This window comes from bacterium, from assembly GCA_026708015.1.
Taxonomy (GTDB): Bacteria; Actinomycetota; Acidimicrobiia; order Acidimicrobiales; family Bin134; genus Poriferisocius.
This window is the reverse complement of record JAPOVT010000056.1, coordinates 63,830-81,169: the sequence shown is the minus strand read 5'-3', so window position 1 is coordinate 81,169 and position 17,340 is coordinate 63,830. Positions and strand designations below refer to the sequence as shown.

The window sequence follows — 17,340 nt, the reverse complement described above, 5'->3', positions numbered from 1 at the left end:
GGCTCTGGGACGGGCCATTTACCCAACGCCCTGTTCTTCGCCAATGAGCCCTGGCATGACCTAGATTGTTCACAAAGCATGCCGAAGGGGCGCGCACAAGGGGCGAACCATGTTTGACACCATCATCAACGGCGGAGACATTGTCGACGGCACCGGCACCCCTCGCTACCGGGCCGATCTGGGACTGCAAGGAGGCCGGATCGCCGCCATCGGTGATCTGAGCGCCGCCGAGGCGGCCAACACCGTGGATGCCACTGGCAAGGCGGTGTGCCCGGGCTTCATCGACGTACACACCCACCTCGACGCCCAGGTGTTCTGGGACACCACCCTGAGCCCTTCGCCCCTGCACGGCGTGACCAGCATCATCGGGGGCAACTGCGGCTTCACGATTGCGCCGCTGACCGACGACCCCGCCGACGGCGAGTACCTGATGCACATGCTGGCCCGGGTGGAGGGCATGCCTCTGGAGTCGCTCCAGGCCGGCGTTCCCTGGAATTGGCGCTCCACTGCCGAGTACTTCGACGCCTTCGACGGCACCCTGTCCATCAACACCGCCTTCAAGGTGGGCCATTCCGCACTGCGCCGGGTGGTCATGGGACCCGAATGCGTGAAGCGGGAGGCCACCCCCGAGGAGCTGGCCCAAATGCAGGATCTGCTCCGGGCCGGCTTGGAGGCCGGGGCCCTGGGATTCTCCTCCTCCTACGCCCGCACCCACAACGATCCCTTCGGCAACATGGTGCCCAGCCGCTACGCCAGCCGCGAGGAGCTGGTGGAGCTGGCCCGGGTGTGCTCGGAGTTCGAGGGCACCTCTCTTGAGCTGATCCCCTGCGTCGGTCCGTTCGACGATGCCGCCACCAATCTGATGACCGACATGTCGGTGGCCGCCCAGACCCAGCTCAACTGGAACGTCATGACCGTGATGGTCGGCAACCTCGACGAGTGCTACGCCAAACTGGAGGCCAGCGACCACGCCAAGGCCAACGGCGGCAAGGTGGCGGCCCTCACTATTCCCATGGCCTTCTCGGTTCGCCTGAGCATGGCCGGAGGATTCGTGCTCGATGCCCTGCCCGACTGGGAGGGCGCCATGCTGGCCCCGCCCGCCGAAAAGATGGCGCTGCTGTCAAATCAGGCCGAGCGCGACCGCCTTGATGAACTGGCCCAGCAGCCCGGACCCCTCAAGGGTCTGGCCGACTGGTCCACCAAGATAATCTTCGACACCTTCGCCCCCGAGAACCAGCAGTATCGGAATCGCACCGTGGGCCAAATTGCCGAGGACGAGGGCAAGAAGCCCTTCGATGCCCTGTGCGACATCGTGGTGGCCGACGAGTTGAAGACCTCTTTTGGCACCCCGCCGCCAGTGTCCTCGGATGAGGACTGGAAGGCCCGCATGGAGATCTGGCGGGACGGCCGGGCGGTGATCGGCGCTTCTGATGCCGGCGCCCATTTGGATCTGTTCATGACGGCCAACTACGCCACTTCGATGCTCGGCCAGTGCATGCGGAAGCGGGGACTCATCTCGATGGAAGAAGCCATCCACCTGATGACCGACGTCCAAGCCAAGCTCTACGGGCTCAAGGAGCGGGGCCAGCTCCAAGAGGGCTGGCACGGCGACGTGGTGGTTATCGACGAGTCCCGGGTGGGGGCCAAGCCTCTCACCGTGGTGGCCGACCTGCCCGCCGGCGCTCCCCGCCTGTATGGAGAAGCCGACGGCATCGACCACGTGTTCTGCAACGGCGAAGAGATCGTTCGCAACGGGCAGTTCACCGATGCCCGGCCCGGCAAGCACCTTCGCAGCGGAACTGACACTCAAAGGGTTGATCTGTCCTAGGTCGATCTGTCCTAGGCCGATCAGTCACCACCCACCCCGACCAATTCCAAACTCGACCCAACCAATTCAGGAGCCACCATGCCCGAAGCAGTAATCGTCGCCACCTCCCGCACCCCGATCGGGCGGGCGGTCAAGGGATCGCTGGTCGATGTCCGCCCCGACGACATGTCGGCGTTCATCATCGACGACGTGCTCAGCAAAGTCCCCCAGATCGACGGCGCCGACGTAGAGGACGTGATGTGGGGCTGCGCCCAGCCCGCGGGCGAGGCCGGCTACAACATCGCCCGGCTGTCGGGGCTGTTGGCTGGACTGGACGTGCCTGGCGTGACCGTCAATCGCTACTGCTCCTCGTCGCTTCAGACCATCCGCATGGCCGCTCACGCGGTTCGAGCCGGTGAGGGCGATATGTTCGTGTCGGGCGGGGTGGAGTGCGTGAGCCGCTTTGCCTCCGGCGCCTCCGATCGGGGCGGCAAGAACGACAAGTTCGCCGAGGCCGAGGCCCGTTCGGTGGAGCGCAGTGGGGAAGGCACCCCGGTATGGTCGCCCCCCGAGGGCCTTCCCGACATCTACATCGCCATGGGCCAGACCGCTGAGAACGTGGCCCAGGCCTGGAACGTGAGCCGTGAGCGCCAGGACGAGTTCGGCGTCATGTCCCAGAATCGGGCCGAGGCCGCCCAGGAACGGGGCTTCTTCGAGCGGGAGATCACCCCCTATCCCCTGGCCGACGGCACGCTGGTGAGCAAAGACGACGGCGTTCGGGCCGGCACCGTGATCGAGAAGGTGTCCCAGCTCAATCCGGTGTTCCGGCCTGACGGCACGGTGACCGCGGGCAACGCCTGCCCCCTCAACGACGGGGCCGCCGCGGTGGTGGTGATGAGCGACACCAAGGCCGCCGAGCTGGGCGTCAAACCGCTGGCCCGGATCGTGGCCTCAGGGGTGGCCGCAGTGAATCCCGAAATCATGGGTCTCGGCCCCATTCCGGCCATCACCCAGGTGCTGGACCGGGCCGGCATGACCATCGACGACGTCGACCTGGTGGAGATCAACGAGGCCTTCGCCGCTCAGGTCATCCCCAGCGCCGACGAGCTGGGCATCGGCTACGACAAGCTCAACGTGAACGGCGGGGCCATCGCCCTTGGCCATCCCTTCGGCATGACCGGGGCCCGCATCATGGGCACGCTGTTGAACGGGTTGGAGGATGCTGACAAGACCATTGGCGTGGAGAGCATGTGCGTGGGCGGCGGTCAGGGTATGGCCATGATCGTGGAGCGGCTGAGCTGAGCCCAGATACTCATCTAGCCCGTCAACTGGGATTTACGCAGCCGTCAGGCGAAGGGATCGGCTGCCCCTGAGCGTGTCCCAGGCGTGAAGGTGGCCGGCATCGACACCACGCCGGTCAAGAGCAGGTTGCCGGGATAGGGCATGAATCCGTCGGGGTCGATCTCGTAGTCGCCCATGCGGGCAAGGATGTCTCTCAGCATCAGCTCCGATTCGATGCGGGCGATCGACGATCCGATGCAGCGGTGGCCGCCCAGACCGAACGCCAAATGCTTGTTGGCAGCGCGGTCGATGCGAATGCTGCCGGGGTCATCGAACACCGCCGGGTCGTGGTTGGCTGTCACCCAGCAAATGAGCACAATGTCGCCTTGGCGGATCTGGCGGCCGCCCAGCTCAACGTCGCGGGAGGCGGTACGGGTGAGGGTTTCGCTAGGACTGTAGAAGCGGAGGAACTCCTCCACCGCGACGGGAATGAGGCTGGGATCTTCGATGAGCCGGGCGCGGTCCTCGGGGTGGGTTCCCAGGTGGTGCAGGCCCCATGACACCAGAGCCGTGGTGGTGTCGAGGCCTCCGGCCACCAGGTTCCACATGATGGCGGTGACCTCGTCGTCGCTCAGCATTCGGCCGTCGAGTGGTGAGGAGACCAGTGCGGTGGTGACATCGTCGGCCGGGTTCTCCCGGCGGAACCCGGCGAAGTCCCTGAGCTCAGCCCACATCTCCGGCTGGTGGGTGATCGCGCTCCGGTACCGCTCGTCGGTGGGCTCATACGACGACGTGGCATGGAAGAAATCGGCGTAGTGCTGCCAGTTGGACGAAACCATGCCCATCATCTCGAGCGTCAACACGGCGGGCACAGGGGTGGTGTAGTCGAGCACCAAGTCGGCTTTACCCGACTCGATGATCTCGTCGATAAACCAGGCTGACACCGCTTCCATGCGGGGGCGATTGCTCTCGACCGCGTTGATGGTCATAAGGGGATTCAGCACCCGCCGCAGGTCGGCATGTTCGGGCCCGTCGATCTCGGATACTCCCTGGCGGGGGATATAACCGGGTCGGGGAACGCCGCAGATGCCTTGGTAGGAGATGCCGTCGGGGGCATCGGGCTCGTACTTGTGGGCGAAAGTCTCGTTGTCTCGGGCTACTTGGGCTACCGACTCGTAGTCGGTGACCATCCAAAACCCGCCGTAGTGCTCGTTGAACACCACCGGGCAGCGCTCCCGTAGCTCGTGGTAGCGGCTGTGGCGACCGGCAACAAACTCCGGGGTTTGGTGGTCGATATCTACAGTGACATCTGCTGGCTCGGCATCCACGCCCGTAGCGTAGGCAATCAAGCCCGCTCAGATTGGCTCAGCGGTTACGAGCCGTAGACAAGCACTCCTTGGGCGTATTGCTCGGAAAACAGCTTGAGCACCTCGCCGGGGTCGGCGTGGCAGTCGGTGGCGTATTTGGAATAGAGCATCTCACCGTCGACTTCCACGTCGAAGATGCCCGATGCACCAGTCACCAGGGTCAGATCCTCAATGATGTGCTGGTAGTTCTGAAGCAAGTCCTTGGCAGCGCTCACGGCGTGCTCGGAATAGTTTCAAGGAACTCAATAGGTGATGGTGATGCGGTGCTTTTGCGCCATGGGTGCAGGCTACCGCCGAGAGCGTGGCCAGCCTATTCATTTCATCGCCCACTACTCTCTGCGCCCATGAACCAAGCAACCGCCGAAGTCGGCGTGTTCGAGGCCATGCACACCCAGCGGGCGGTACGGCGCTATCGACCCGACCCGGTTCCCGAGGAGTTGATCACCCAGGTGCTGGACGCGGCCATCCGAGCCCCCAGCGCCATCAACGGCCAGTTCGCCCGCTTCGTGGTGGTTACTGATCCTGAGAAGCGCCGCCGGTTGGGCGAGCTGTACCTGGACGCCCAGGAAGAGGCCTACAACAATCCAGCCGCGGCCGGCACCCAATGGCTGCGAAACCAAGAGACCGCTATCGTCGAGAAGGCTGCCAAGTTCGCCCGCGAGATTGGCGACGTGCCGGTACTTATCATCGTGTGCTCCACCCAGCGGGGAGTGAGCCATTCGATCTACCCCGCGGTGCAGAATCTCCTGGTGGCGGCTCGCAGCCTGGGATTGGGCACGGTTCTGACCACGCTGCACACCTTCCAAGCCGATGAGGTGCGAGAGGTGCTTGGGATTCCCGATGACATTCACATTGTGTGCGGCATCCCGATGGGGTGGCCCGCGGTACCGTTCGGCCCGGTACGGCGCCGGCCATTGTCTGAAGTCTGTTTCTGGAATGAATGGGAGGGCACTCATGAATGAACAAGCAAGTGAGCAAACATTTGGCCCGTTTTCGCTAAGCGTTGACGACGGCATCGGCTGGGTGGTGATCGACCATCCGCCCAAGCAGCTGGTAGACGGAGTCTTGATCGGCGGGTTGATCGGCTTGCTGAACGCGGTCGAGGCTGCCAATGAAGCAGGCGACGATGTCAGCGTGCTGGTGTTTGAGAGCGCGGATCCGGAGTTTTTCTTGATGCACGGAGACGTAGAGCAGATCCTGGCCATGGAGGCCTCTGCTGATGTGCCCGCCGAGCCCAACATGGCCGCGGTCACCTTCGACCGGTGCCGAACTATCGGGGTGGCCACCATCGGGATGATCGACGGCGTTGCCCGGGGTGGCGGATCGGAGTTTCTGCTGTCGCTCGACATGCGCTTCGCCGGACCTCGCACCATGTTGGGCCAGCCTGAGGTGGCCATGGGCATCATTCCCGGGGCCAGCGGAACCCAAAGGCTGGCCCGACTAGTGGGCCGCAGCCGGGCACTGGAGATTGTCTTGTCCGGCAACGATGTGAACGCTGAGGAAGCCGCAGCCATCGGCTACGTCAACCGGGTGCTGCCCTCCGATGAGCTTCGGGCCCACACCGCCCAGGTGGCCCGTCGCATCGCCGCATCGCCGCGGTTGTCGATTACCAAGGCCAAGCAAGCCGTGGATGCTGCCCTCGGACCAGTGGAGCCCGGACTCTTGACCGAAACCCAGGCGATGATGGCCTGCTCCGCTACCGGCCAGCACGTGCCTCTGATGCAGCGGTTCCTCGACGCCGGCGGCCAAACCCGAGAGGTTGAGCGCAACCCTGCCGCTATGGCTGCGGTTGTCGACCAGATGCTGGAACTGGACTAGCTCAAGCCAGCTCTGGCCAGAGGGCCAGCGCAGTGCCGCCCAGGAACTGAGCCTGCTCGCTTGAAGACATCGCCGCGCAGGCCGCCCGCGCCTGATCGGCCAGCTCGGTGTAGGGCCGATCGTGGGTCTGCGAATAGTCCGATCCCCACATAAGCCGGTCGAGGCCGAACTGCTCGGCCAGTCGCTCCAGCATGGCCACCGGTTCGCCGGCATCCAGCACATGGGGGGTGACCTTCAAGTACAAGTTCTCCAGATGGGCGTAGTCGCCAATCGACTCGGGAGCGAATCCACAGTGATCCAGAGCCAAGATCACATCTGGATGGGAAGCCACCGCCTCGCCCAGCGCGGGCAGGTACTCGGGCACGGTGGCCGCGCTGACCCGGAGGCCGAGCCGTCTCGCGATGTCCCATGTGGCCGCATCTTGCAGCGGCCCTCCCCCGCCGACGGCGTAGAACCGCACACCGCCAACCCCGGCCACCGCCAATGCGTCAAGCTCAGCCGGATCGTCCACAATGGCCACCGCGCTGAACGAGTCGGGATAGGCCGCTCGAGCATCTACGACATAGGAATTGTCCGTGCCGTAGCCCCCGAGGGCCTGGACCAATACCGCCCGGTCCACATTGGCATCTGCCATCTCGGCCAACAGCCCCTCGGCGGTGACCGGTGCCTCGTACACCCACTCCACCCCCGGATAGTCGGCCACCTGTAGCGGATATCGCTCCAAGTCATCAGAAATCACGTGGGTATGGGTATCCACCACGAGCACTGGATTAGTTTGCTCGGTAGCACCCCCCGACGCCGACCTGTAGTCAATTGGTCCGTCGAGGGAACGAGAGGAGGCCCAGAGATGGCTGGTTCATTTCCAACGTACACCTGCTTCGAGATCGCCCTCGAAGGCGGGATAGCCCATTTGCAGCTCTCGCGGCCCGAAGTCAAGAACACTATGATCCCGGAGTTCTGGTCTGAACTGCCCGCCGCAGTGAACGAACTGTCGGACACCGGTGAGGCTCGGGCGCTGGTGATCTCCTCCACCGGACGCCACTTCACTGCGGGCATGGACCTGTCGGTGTTCACTCAACCAGAGTCGCAGGTCTCGGGTGGTTCGGATGCTGATGCAGAACCAGCAGAGACGCCAGAGTTCGGCCGGGTCCGGGCGGAGATCCGCAACTTGACCCTGACCCTTCAGGAGTCATTCAGCTGTCTGGAAAAGGCCCGAATGCCTGTGTTGGCCGCGGTTCAGGGGGGTTGCGTAGGCGGAGGGGTGGACATGGTCAGTGCCGCTGACATGCGATACTGCACTGCCGATGCTTTTTTCTGCATCCAGGAGATCAACATCGGCTTGACTGCTGACCTCGGCACTTTGCAACGGCTGCCCCAGATCATTCCCGATGGGCTGGCCCGCGAGCTGGCCTACACCGGCCGCCGGCTCACTGCTGATGATGCCCAGGCCGCGGGATTGGTCAACCAGGTGTATCCCGACCAAGACGCCATGCTGGACGGCGTGCTCGGAATCGCCCGTGAGGTCGCCGCCCGGTCGCCGCTGGCCATTTGGGGATCAAAGGAGATGCTCAACTACACCCGCGACCACAGCGTGGCCGACAGCCTCAACTACGTCGCCACCTGGCAGTCCGGCATGTTCCACCCCGACGACATGGCCGAGGTGTTCGCGGCAAGGGCCGAAGGCCGCGACCCGGTCTTCCAGAATCTGCTGCCCGTCCGACGCAATTTGTAGCGGCTCCAGTAGTTCTGGCGACAGGCTCATCTCACCGGGTTCCAACTAGGTTCAACACATGGCTTCAATCGCTACCGACCGCTACGTCGACCGGGCTGAGATGGAGGAATTCGTCCGCCCCCGGCACCGAGGCGTGCTACTGACTACCCGTCGCGACGGGCGCCCCCAAAGCTCACTGGTGACGCTGGGCCTCGACACCAGCGGCCGGGTGGTGGTGTCCAGCTACCCCAAGCGGGCCAAGTCGGTAAACGCCAAGCGCAACCCCGCCGCCTCAATGGTGGTGATGTCAGACGAATTCGGCGGCGAGTGGATGCAACTCGACGGAACCGCCGAGGTTCTCGACATGCCCGAGGCTCTCGACGGCCTGGTCGAGTACTTCCGCGTCATCTCCGGCGAGCACCCCGACTGGGACGAGTACCGCGAGGCCATGGCCCGCCAAGCCAAGTGCCTCATCCGCCTCACCATCGACCAATGGGGCCCCATCTCCAAGGGCGGCTTCCCCGCCCGCCTGGTCGAAGACTCCTGAGCTGGGAATCTCCCTCCTCTACTCAGGATTGCTTGTCATCGTCTGAGCACGGGGTTGCGCTGATCCAATCGAGCCGAATCAACTCCGTCATCAGGGAACGGATCAGGTGGCGGCTTAGTTATCCAGCGACGGGTGTCGGGATCCTGGGCTACTCGCCAATCATGATCGTGAATGCTGTGGTGGCAGTGGCGTGACCCCCTGAGGTTCGTCCACCTGATGTGCCCCGTTTGTTGGACTGGTTTGCGGGAGTTAGGCGGCGTGTGGTTGTTGTTGGTGGCGTTTCTCGTACTCGGCGGGTGAGATGTTGCCGAGCGATGAGTGGCGCCGGGTCCGATTGTAGAAGATCTCGATCCAGTCGAAGACCGCAGTGGCCAGCTCGGTGCGGGTCTTCCATTTCTTCGTGTCCAGCAGCTCGGTTTGCAGTCGCGCCCAGAACGCTTCGACCACGGCATTGTCGAACGCGTCGCCTGTGGTGCCCAGTGACTGGATCAGGTTCTCTTTTCGGAGCTTTTGGCTGAACGCCCACGACGTGTATTGGCCGGATTCAATCGGTCGTCGCAACACCTCGATGATGGAGGTGTTTGTTGTGTCGACGATGAGGGAGCGCCAGCGGGGGGTTCAGCTGTATCGGGGGCAGGTGCCGTCGCCGGGGCGGCCGACGGTCGCGTGGCGGCAGGATCGGGTGGTGTTTTGGGCGCCAAACCCTGATCGGCGCGGTCTTGGCGCTTCCAGCGATACAGCGTCGACTCGCACATCTCCAACTCCCGGGCCAGCACGGCCACCGGCCGGCCAGCCCGCATCTGGTCCAGCACCATCCCCCGGAACTCCGACGAATACGAAAACGGCATCGCTGCACCTCCCAGCTCGGAACCCCACCACTCTCACAAACCGAGACCGAAAAAAGGAGGACACATCAAGTGGACCAAAAAACGGGGTCCGGTCAGGGCCCCTTGTCCATTTTGTAAGCTACGGACTGGTTGACGTTTTCTTGCCGCCTGACTCAGCCGTTGCTATTGGTGCATTGCTTGTAGATCAACGCACGCCTTGTAAAGCACTCGTTCGAGCTGGAGATCTGGTGGGACGCCTTCGCGTCGTTGGTAATCGGTGAACGTGCCGTCGGTGGGTTCGAAGCAGTAGAGACCGACGGCATCTAGGACCTGTTGCGCCGTCGATGCCCATCTGAGAGTGCGCTCAAAGTCGCTGTCGCTGATGACTCGAACGGCAACGAAGAAATAGATCTTCGGCTCGACTGAGCGGAGCCAGGTGGTCAGATCACCTCCACCCGGTCCCCCGGTACGTGGCGCTGTGCCACTCATGGCCTGGCGCCTGCTGAATTCGCCTTTCAGGTCAATGCACTTGAAAGCAAGTTCTTTGACCCGCTTATCGATATCGGCTGATCCGGGGCGTCCGCTCTCCTTCTGCTTCGGTGAGTTGATGTGCTTGGGTGTCCCCATCATCTTCGCCTCGAGCATGAACCGGAGATCCCCTTCTGCTGGATAGACGCAGTCGAGGTTGTGTACGGGCACGATCAGCCCAGGCACGGGTCGACGAGATGTCAGGAGTTGAACACCCGAGCACTGCTTGAGGAGAAGAACGAGTAGATCGTTGAAAAAGTCGCCCTTGCCATTCTGGAGATCAGCACCAAGTTCAGACTTCTCGTCGTCCGTCATATCTGCGCCGACGGATGCGGCGATGGAGGCGTCGAACTGAGACATGGCTAGAAGGAACGCCTGCTCTACTTGGTTCCAGCTTGTGTGCCCATCAGCCTCAGCAGTGTCATACACATTCATGAACGGTGTACAACGCTGACTTGTAGCCCATCGAGCATTGGTTGGAGTGGGCATCTATTGACTCTTCCTGTCAACTCCTGCTCAATTGAATGCCACGATGAGAGAGCCGGCCAAGCTGATCGGGGCTAATGGTCATGCCATAGGCCTCTGCCGCAGCTTCTGTCGCGGCCCGACGGTCCCGCCCGCTGAAGGCGCTTCGCAGACGTTCTTTCAATCCTGGACTGATGGAATCGGGGGCGGGTACTCGGATCTTGCGTAGGTACTGTGCCTGGAATCGGTAGGTGCCGCCTCGCATCTTGACGCAGTAGGCACCCACAAACAGGTTGGCGATGTCCGACAGAAGGAGTCCGCCCAGCACCTCAAGGTCCCATGCGTCTGAAACAACGTAGTAGAGGTTGTGGTGAGGGTAGAAGCCACCGGTGTCCAAGACGGGGTGGGAAAGCGCCTTGATGTCTGGAAGCAACAGCTTGGGCCGATCAATGAGCTCAGGGTCAATCCGGTCGATTGTCCGATACCAGGATCTCGGCCGCTTTCGGGCGACGTGGCGAGAACGAAGCGTCTTGCTGTGTCGCCCATAGTGATTTGCCAGTCCGGGGTAGTCATGCAGATCCACAAGCCCATCCTCCCCCCAGGGGTTGATCAGGTACTTCCCCGACCATTCTGGACGACCTGTTGCAATATCTCCTGCGGTCAGGAGAGGAAGTAAACGATCGGTCTCCACCCCATCCGCCTCAGCCCGGATGTAGACCTCGTCACATCCCGTAGCAACACCAATTCCAACCCGTGTCCCCGTCCGAGAGTCTTCAAGTGGGGCGAACCGGTTTTCGAGATTAGCTAGCAATTCAAGCGTCTGCGGAGATCCTGCCGGCCACAAGTCTGGACCCTTGAACCAGCTTGTCAACTCCCCCGCCTCAAAGCCCCGTGAGGCTGAAAAGGCCTGCCGTGGATTGCGCAGCCATTCGAGCATCAGAGAAGCCTCGGCCTGATCGAAGGAATCGTTGGCATCCACCACCTGCACAGGACCCTGGACACCATTTCGAAGCATGGTTATCGCCGGGTATGCCGACACCTCTTCTTCAAACGCGTCAACATCATGCATGACCAGGACCGAGTCCACGGCATATCGGCTCGACACCAATTTACGGAGGTGCGCACCATACTGATTCCGCATCCACCGATCAGCGCAGATGTAGGCCAGCCGCCCCCCTGGACCTAGCAATGACAACCCCTTCTCAAAGAACCCGATGTAGACATCTGCTCGACCTCGCATGGTTGGCCACATTGACCGATAAGCATCGCTAACTTCCCCGGGGACGTCCTCAAGACGGACATACGGCGGATTCCCTACTACAAAATCAGCAGGGTGTACCGGCTCTTCGCTCAGCAGGAAATCACTCGTTGTGACCCATCGATAGGCAAGGTGCTCTGCGTCCTCAAGGGTCTCACCCAAATCGACCAGTTTGGCCACCACTCCCTTGCGAGCGATCTCAGCATTGTGGTCAAGCAGATCGAATCCGGCGATGGCCCCCTCAAGCTCGGACAACGAGCGCCCATACGTAGCACATGACTCGGCAAGCCTCTCGACGATAGGAAGCAGAAACGCCCCACATCCGCAGGATGGCTCCAGGATCACTTTTCCTCCCAAGTCGGCCTCAGGCGTATAGCCGACAAGGTTAAGCATCAGGTCTACGACCCACCGCCGAGTGAACACTTCTCCGTACTCGCCTTGAGAGTCGGCTCTGAACATCGACCTCTGAGATTCCAAGAGCGGCAACTGCCGGTCGCCGCTCACCCCGCACATCCTGCACGGCGCAAACTACACCGGTGAAATCTCATATCAATACATTAGCGATGTGCGATGACAACTACAGCCACGCCCGCCACTGGCTAGAGCAGAATCCCCTGCCTAGATTCGACTAGACCATCAACCATCCCATCCGCGCTAGTTGGCGGCGGAGCCAGTCTTCTCGGTCGGCGGCGTAGCGCTGGGCAATCTTGGTGTTAGGGAAGAGGCCGACGCCGTGGGGGGCACCGGGGTAGACGTGGAGCTCGGTGGGCACGCCGGCGCCATAGAGGCGCATGGCGTAGATGATGTTCTCGTCGCGGAAGCCATCAGCACCACCGACGCAAACATAGGCCTCCGGCAAGCCAGAGAGATCCTCGGCCCGGGCCGCAGCCGCAGTGTAGGGCACATCATCAGTGCCGTAGAGGTCACCCAGATAGCTCTTCCAGCCGAAGGCGTTACTCGCCTTGTTCCAAATCACCAGGTCGTCGATTTGGCTCGACAGGGTGATCTGACGGTCGTCGATCATCGGGCAATCCAGCAGCTGGAACTGCAACGGCACCTCGCCCCGATCCCGGGCCAGCAGCGCCACTGCGGCGCACAAACCGCCTCCGGCGCTGACCCCGGTGATGCCGATCTTGTCCCGATCGATCCCGATCACATCAGCATTGTCAAACGTCCACTTCAACCCGGCGTAGCAGTCCTCCAGCGGCCCGGGATAGGGCGTCTCCGGCGCCAGCCGGTACTCCACCGACACCCCGACAATGCCATAGGTCGGACACCACCGGTCGAACTTGGCGTCGTCCATGTCGTAGGTGCCTCGGATGTAACCCCCGCCGTGGATCGAATAGACGCACGGCCAAGCGCCCTCAATCCCCCGCGGGCGGTGCACCCGCACCACCACCCCGTTGGCCCCATCCACCACATGGTCCGACCGCTCCACCGCATCATTCAGCTCGGGGAACTGAACCGGCAATGTGGCCCGAATCTCGGGCAGCAGCTCAACGCTGAGATCACGGGTCGGCACCGTGTGCTTGAGCCGCTCGATCTCGGCGTCTAGCGAAACCGCTGCCACTTCAACTCCATTTCGCAAGCTGACTGGTCACGGTAGCCCGACATCGCAATCCCTATTGACTGGAGATCGGCAGGTCGAGGGCCAGTCCCATGCCTGCCTCAATCAACCGCATTGTGGCGGGGTCGACCCGGCCGACCCAGTCTGACAACAAGGCCTTGTCGATCGTCACGATCTGCGAGACGTTGGCCACTGAGTCGCGGTCTAGACCGGTGGTATCTGAAGGCAATTCAACGTTGCCGGGAGCGGCAGCGAGGCGGAGATTTGAAGTGATGGCCACCGCCAGCACAGTGTCGATCCTGCTCTGGTTGAACCGGTCGCTGGACACAACAAGCACTGGACGACGGCGGCCTGGTTCTGATCCCGTTGGTTCTCGTAGATCCACCCAGTAGATCTCACCCCGGTGAATCACCAGGAATCTGACAGCGCATCGGCCTGCGCTCGCTTCAGCGTTTCATCAAGGCCCGAGGACTCCTCGGCATACACGGCATCGAGACGAGCGGTGACGTTATCGCCCTCTGCTTCGGCCAAAAACCGCTCCAATGCCTCGGCGTACAGATTCGAACGAGAACACCTCCGACGGGCGGCCAACTCCTCAGCGGCTTCGAATACCGCATCGGGAATGGAAACTGCGACTTTCACAGCCCCAGTATAACCCGGTATTACCAGTTGCGCATTCCCGCGAATCCGCAGGTGCTCAGCCGAGCCGCGCTAGCTGGCGGCGGAGCCAGTCTTCTTGGTCGGCGGAATAGCGCTGGGCGATCTCAAGGTGGGCGAAAAGGGCGACACCGTGAGGTGCGCCCGGATACACGTGCAATTCGGTAGGCACGCCGGCGCTGTAGAGCCGCATGGCATAGGTGATGTCCTCGTCGCGGAAGCCGTCGGCCCCGCCAATACAGACGTAGGCATCAGGAAGGCCCGACAGATCCTCAGCCCGAGCAGGCGCCGCGGTGTAGGGCACATCATCAGAGCCGTAGAGGTCGCCTAGGTAGCTCTGCCAGCCGAACGCGTTCGACTCTCTCCTCCAGATCAGCAGATCGTCGAGCCGGCTCGACGGGGTGATTTGGCGGTCATCGAGCATTGGGCAGTCCAGGAGCTGGAACTGCAACGGCACCTCGCCCCGATCCCGGGCCAACAGCGCCAGCGCGGCACACAGCCCTCCCCCGGCGCTGACCCCGGTGATGCCGATCTTGTTCCGGTCAATGCCGATCTCATCGGCATTGTCATACGTCCACTTCAAGCCGGCGTAGCAGTCTTCCAGCGGCCCGGGATAGGGCGTCTCCGGCGACAGCCGATACTCCACCGACACCCCGACGATGCCGTACTTCGGGCACCACTTGTCGAACTTGGCATCATCCATTTCGTAGCTGCCCAGGATGTACCCGCCGCCGTGGATCGAGTACACGCACGGCACAGCACCCTCCTGTCCCACCGCTCGGTGAACCCGCACCACCACACCATTGGCCTCATCCACCACGTGGTCGGTGCGCTCCACCGCATCGCTGAGTACGGGAGGCTCCCCCAGCGGCGTCGCCCGCAACTCGGGCAAGACGTCGGCATTGATCACCCCGAGCGGCACCATGTCCTTGAGCGGCTCGATCTCCTCATGCAGCGCAACCGTGGCCATGCCAACTCCTTCCATCCACTGGACCTGTTCGACGAGCGCGAATATTAGGCCACCCGTACCCCACTGGTGCCCAAACCGCTGGCATGGCTGCCCCACTTCCCTGCTGAGTAATCTGCCGGGCGATGTCTTCTGTCGACCCCACCAGCTGTCGATGATCCTCCAGCACCTCCGGGCAATCGAGGTGGGCGGGGGTATCGCCGCCTCCTATGCGGGCAAGCTGCTGGCCGACGCGGGGGCCGACGTCATCAAGGTCGAGCCTCCCGGCGGCGAGCCCCTACGGCGTTGGTCGGCGTCAGGCGCGGAGCTAGGCGACAAAGACGGCCCGCTATTCCAGTTCCTCAACACATCCAAGCGCTCGGTGATCGGCGATCCCAGCGACCCGGCCATAGCCGACATGGTGGCCAGCGCCGACATCCTCATCGACTCCACTGACCAGGGCCTTGCCCCGGCAATAATCGACGCTGCCCGCCAGGCCAACCCCGCTCTGGTGCTGGTGTCAATTTCCCCGTGGGGGCGCACCGGCCCCTATGCCCATAGGCCGGCCACCGAGTTCACCTTGCAGGCCGAATGCGGGGGCATCGGCAAGCGGGGCAACCCCGAGCGACCCCCGGTGCAGGCCGGTGGCGTTATCGGCGAGTGGACCGCGGCCATATACGCCGGGGTGGGGGCGCTGGCCGCGGCCCGAGCGGCCGGGCGCAGCGGTCAAGGCGACCACGTAGACGTGTCCATGTTCGAGACCATGGTCATGACCATGAACACCTACGCGTGGATCGCCGCCGAGCTGAGCGGCGACACCAACCCCGAGCGTCCCGGCCGCAATGTAGAGCTTCCCTCTATCGAGCCCACCGCCGACGGTCATGTGGGTTTCTGCACGGTGGCCCGCCAGCAATTCCTGGACTTCCTGGTGATGATCGGTCGCCCCGATTGGCTCGAAGACGAGGAGATGTGCGGCTACGGCGGCCGCTGGAAGCGGCGAGACGAGTTCCGAGCCGCCATGCACGCCTGGACCACCCAGCGCACCACCGCCGAGGTGATCGCCGAGGCATCGGCTCGGCGAATACCGGTGGCTCCCATCGGCAACGGGGCCACCGTGCCCACCCTGGAGGCGTTCTCCGGCCGAGACGCCTTCACCACCAACCCCTCAGGCGGATTCACCCAGCCCGCCATCCCCTACAAACTGCACGGCGCCGCCACCCGGCCATTCGGACCGGTCCCTGCCGCCGGAGAGCACACCGGTCAGATCGAAGCCCACACCCCCCAACCCAACCGGGGGGAGCCCGCTGCGCTCCCTCTAGCCGGGTTACGAGTGATCGACTTCACCGCCTGGTGGGCCGGCCCCATCGCCAGCCACTCCCTGGCCCTGCTCGGCGCCGACGTGATCAAAATCGAATCCGTGCAGCGGGCCGACGGAATGCGCTTCGCCTCCGCCCGCCCGCCCTCGGCGGACCAGTGGTGGGAGTGGGGCATGGTCTTCCACGGGGCCAACACCAACAAGCGGGACATCACCCTCGACCTCCGCTCTCCCGAAGGGGTGGCGGTGGCCGAGCGGCTGATTGCCGATGCCGACGTGGTGATCGAGAACTTCACTCCTCGGGTGATGGAAGGCTTTGGCCTCACCTGGGAGCGGTTGTTAGAAATCAACCCCAAACTGATCATGACCCGGATGCCCGCCTTCGGCCTCAGCGGCGCTTGGCGCAACAACACCGGTTTCGCCCAGACCATGGAACAGCTCACCGGGATGGCCAACATCACCGGATACCCGGACGAGGATCCCCAGATTCCCCGGGGGCCGTGCGACCCGCTGGCCGGCATGCACGCGGTGTTCGCCACCCTCACCGCCCTCGAGGAGCGGGACCGCACCGGCCAAGGACGGCTGGTGGAAGTGACCATGGTGGCCGCCGCTCTCAACGCCGCCGCCGAGCAATTGGTGGAGTACTCCGCCCTTGGCCGCCAACTCCCCCGAGAGGGCAATCGGGGACCGCGGGCCGCGCCCCAGGGGGTGTACCTCGCCGCCGGTTTCGAACGCTGGGTGGCCGTGGCGGTGGCCGACGGCTGCCAATGGAAGGCTCTCTGCGACCTGCTCCACCGCCCCGATTGGGCTGACTACGACACCGCCGACAAGCGCCGGGCCGCCGCCGACGCCATCGACACTGGGATTGCCGAATGGGTGGCCCCCCAAACCGACGCCGACGCGGTGGGGCAACTCCTCGACGCCGGGATTCCGGCCAGCGCAATGGTGCTGCCCGCCGAGATCGGCGACCACCCCCAGCTTCGGACCCGCTCATTCATCGAACCGATCCAACACCCGGTATGCGGCGAAGTCTCCGCGGCCAGCCTGCCTTTCCGGTTCGAGACGTCACCCGGTCCCTGGACCACAACCCCGGCCCCCACCCTCGGCCAGCACAATCACGAGGTACTGGGCGGCGAGTTGGGTCTGTCAGACGAAGAGCTGACTGAACTCGAGGCCAAGGGAGTCATCGGCACCCGCCCCGCCGGGCTCTAGTTGACTACCCTTTGCTCAGCAAGATTCGGGGGAC

General features: G+C 63.3%; 17 protein-coding genes. 7 read left to right on the top strand and 10 right to left on the bottom strand.

The window, feature by feature from the left end:
• Positions 1–109 precede the first annotated feature (109 nt).
• Entirely contained in the window at positions 110–1,828 is a 1,719-nt protein-coding gene (locus OXG30_14085) for an amidohydrolase family protein (protein MCY4136020.1), read from the top strand.
• A gap of 78 nt (positions 1,829–1,906) precedes the next feature.
• Positions 1,907–3,109, top strand: coding sequence for an acetyl-CoA C-acetyltransferase (locus tag OXG30_14080; GenBank protein ID MCY4136019.1), 1,203 nt, complete (start codon positions 1,907–1,909; stop codon positions 3,107–3,109).
• Positions 3,110–3,153: 44 nt separating this feature from the next.
• On the opposite strand, the gene OXG30_14075 is transcribed toward OXG30_14080, so the two are convergent.
• Both OXG30_14075 and OXG30_14070 read right to left on the bottom strand, forming a co-directional pair.
• Positions 3,154–4,416 carry a cytochrome P450 gene (locus OXG30_14075; protein MCY4136018.1) on the bottom strand — a complete coding sequence of 421 codons (1,263 nt, stop codon included), beginning with the start codon at positions 4,414–4,416 and terminating at the stop codon, positions 3,154–3,156.
• Positions 4,417–4,460: 44 nt separating this feature from the next.
• Positions 4,461–4,670 (bottom strand): Rdx family protein, encoded by a 210-nt coding sequence (locus OXG30_14070; GenBank protein ID MCY4136017.1) that lies wholly within the window; start codon positions 4,668–4,670, stop codon positions 4,461–4,463.
• Between the two features lie 129 nt (positions 4,671–4,799).
• On the opposite strand from OXG30_14070, the gene OXG30_14065 reads away from it, so the two are divergent.
• Entirely contained in the window at positions 4,800–5,417 is a 618-nt protein-coding gene (locus tag OXG30_14065; protein MCY4136016.1) for a nitroreductase family protein, read from the top strand.
• Positions 5,410–6,273, top strand: coding sequence for an enoyl-CoA hydratase/isomerase family protein (locus OXG30_14060; protein ID MCY4136015.1), 864 nt, complete (start codon positions 5,410–5,412; stop codon positions 6,271–6,273). Before OXG30_14065 ends, OXG30_14060 begins: the two co-directional genes overlap by 8 nt.
• Before the next feature lies 1 nt (position 6,274).
• Here OXG30_14060 and OXG30_14055 read toward each other — a convergent pair whose 3' ends face one another.
• Complete coding sequence (locus OXG30_14055; GenBank protein ID MCY4136014.1) at positions 6,275–7,039, bottom strand: amidohydrolase family protein; 765 nt, start codon at positions 7,037–7,039, stop codon at positions 6,275–6,277.
• Positions 7,040–7,120: 81 nt separating this feature from the next.
• Between OXG30_14055 and OXG30_14050 the strand changes: the two genes are divergently transcribed.
• Complete coding sequence (locus OXG30_14050) at positions 7,121–8,005, top strand: crotonase/enoyl-CoA hydratase family protein (protein MCY4136013.1); 885 nt, start codon at positions 7,121–7,123, stop codon at positions 8,003–8,005.
• 58 nt (positions 8,006–8,063) lie between these two features.
• Positions 8,064–8,531 (top strand): PPOX class F420-dependent oxidoreductase, encoded by a 468-nt coding sequence (locus OXG30_14045; protein ID MCY4136012.1) that lies wholly within the window; start codon positions 8,064–8,066, stop codon positions 8,529–8,531.
• Between the two features lie 249 nt (positions 8,532–8,780).
• On the opposite strand, the gene OXG30_14040 is transcribed toward OXG30_14045, so the two are convergent.
• The 7 genes from OXG30_14040 to OXG30_14010 form a co-directional block, all read right to left on the bottom strand.
• Positions 8,781–9,095 carry an integrase core domain-containing protein gene (locus tag OXG30_14040; protein MCY4136011.1) on the bottom strand — a complete coding sequence of 105 codons (315 nt, stop codon included), beginning with the start codon at positions 9,093–9,095 and terminating at the stop codon, positions 8,781–8,783.
• A 446-nt stretch (positions 9,096–9,541) separates the two neighbouring features.
• Positions 9,542–10,246 (bottom strand): hypothetical protein, encoded by a 705-nt coding sequence (locus OXG30_14035; protein MCY4136010.1) that lies wholly within the window; start codon positions 10,244–10,246, stop codon positions 9,542–9,544.
• 145 nt (positions 10,247–10,391) lie between these two features.
• The gene (locus OXG30_14030) at positions 10,392–12,113 is read right to left on the bottom strand and encodes an N-6 DNA methylase (GenBank protein MCY4136009.1); all 1,722 of its coding nucleotides are present in this window, start codon (positions 12,111–12,113) and stop codon (positions 10,392–10,394) included.
• Positions 12,114–12,237: 124 nt separating this feature from the next.
• On the bottom strand, positions 12,238–13,179 hold the full coding sequence (locus tag OXG30_14025) for an alpha/beta hydrolase (protein ID MCY4136008.1): 942 nt from the start codon (positions 13,177–13,179) through the stop codon (positions 12,238–12,240).
• A gap of 52 nt (positions 13,180–13,231) precedes the next feature.
• Positions 13,232–13,591, bottom strand: a complete 360-nt coding sequence (locus OXG30_14020; GenBank protein MCY4136007.1) for a type II toxin-antitoxin system PemK/MazF family toxin — start codon at positions 13,589–13,591, stop codon at positions 13,232–13,234.
• Positions 13,585–13,818: a ChpI protein gene (locus OXG30_14015; GenBank protein MCY4136006.1), complete on the bottom strand. Its 234-nt coding sequence runs from the start codon at positions 13,816–13,818 to the stop codon at positions 13,585–13,587. Before OXG30_14015 ends, OXG30_14020 begins: the two co-directional genes overlap by 7 nt.
• 55 nt (positions 13,819–13,873) lie before the next feature.
• Entirely contained in the window at positions 13,874–14,803 is a 930-nt protein-coding gene (locus OXG30_14010; GenBank protein ID MCY4136005.1) for an alpha/beta hydrolase, read from the bottom strand.
• Positions 14,804–14,954: 151 nt separating this feature from the next.
• On the opposite strand from OXG30_14010, the gene OXG30_14005 reads away from it, so the two are divergent.
• Positions 14,955–17,306, top strand: coding sequence for a CoA transferase (locus tag OXG30_14005; protein ID MCY4136004.1), 2,352 nt, complete (start codon positions 14,955–14,957; stop codon positions 17,304–17,306).
• Positions 17,307–17,340: the final 34 nt, after the last annotated feature.

What these genes read in the sequence shown, in the direction of transcription:
- OXG30_14085 (MCY4136020.1), top strand. Translation starts at nt 110, where the DNA reads ATGTTTGACACCATCATCAACGGCGGAGACATTGTCGACGGCACCGGC.
- OXG30_14080 (MCY4136019.1), top strand. Translation starts at nt 1,907, where the DNA reads ATGCCCGAAGCAGTAATCGTCGCCACCTCCCGCACCCCGATCGGGCGG.
- OXG30_14065 (MCY4136016.1), top strand. Translation starts at nt 4,800, where the DNA reads ATGAACCAAGCAACCGCCGAAGTCGGCGTGTTCGAGGCCATGCACACC.
- OXG30_14060 (MCY4136015.1), top strand. Translation starts at nt 5,410, where the DNA reads ATGAATGAACAAGCAAGTGAGCAAACATTTGGCCCGTTTTCGCTAAGC.
- OXG30_14050 (MCY4136013.1), top strand. Translation starts at nt 7,121, where the DNA reads ATGGCTGGTTCATTTCCAACGTACACCTGCTTCGAGATCGCCCTCGAA.
- OXG30_14045 (MCY4136012.1), top strand. Translation starts at nt 8,064, where the DNA reads ATGGCTTCAATCGCTACCGACCGCTACGTCGACCGGGCTGAGATGGAG.
- OXG30_14035 (MCY4136010.1), bottom strand. Translation starts at nt 10,246, where the DNA reads ATGTCTCAGTTCGACGCCTCCATCGCCGCATCCGTCGGCGCAGATATG.
- OXG30_14010 (MCY4136005.1), bottom strand. Translation starts at nt 14,803, where the DNA reads ATGGCCACGGTTGCGCTGCATGAGGAGATCGAGCCGCTCAAGGACATG.
- OXG30_14005 (MCY4136004.1), top strand. Translation starts at nt 14,955, where the DNA reads ATGATCCTCCAGCACCTCCGGGCAATCGAGGTGGGCGGGGGTATCGCC.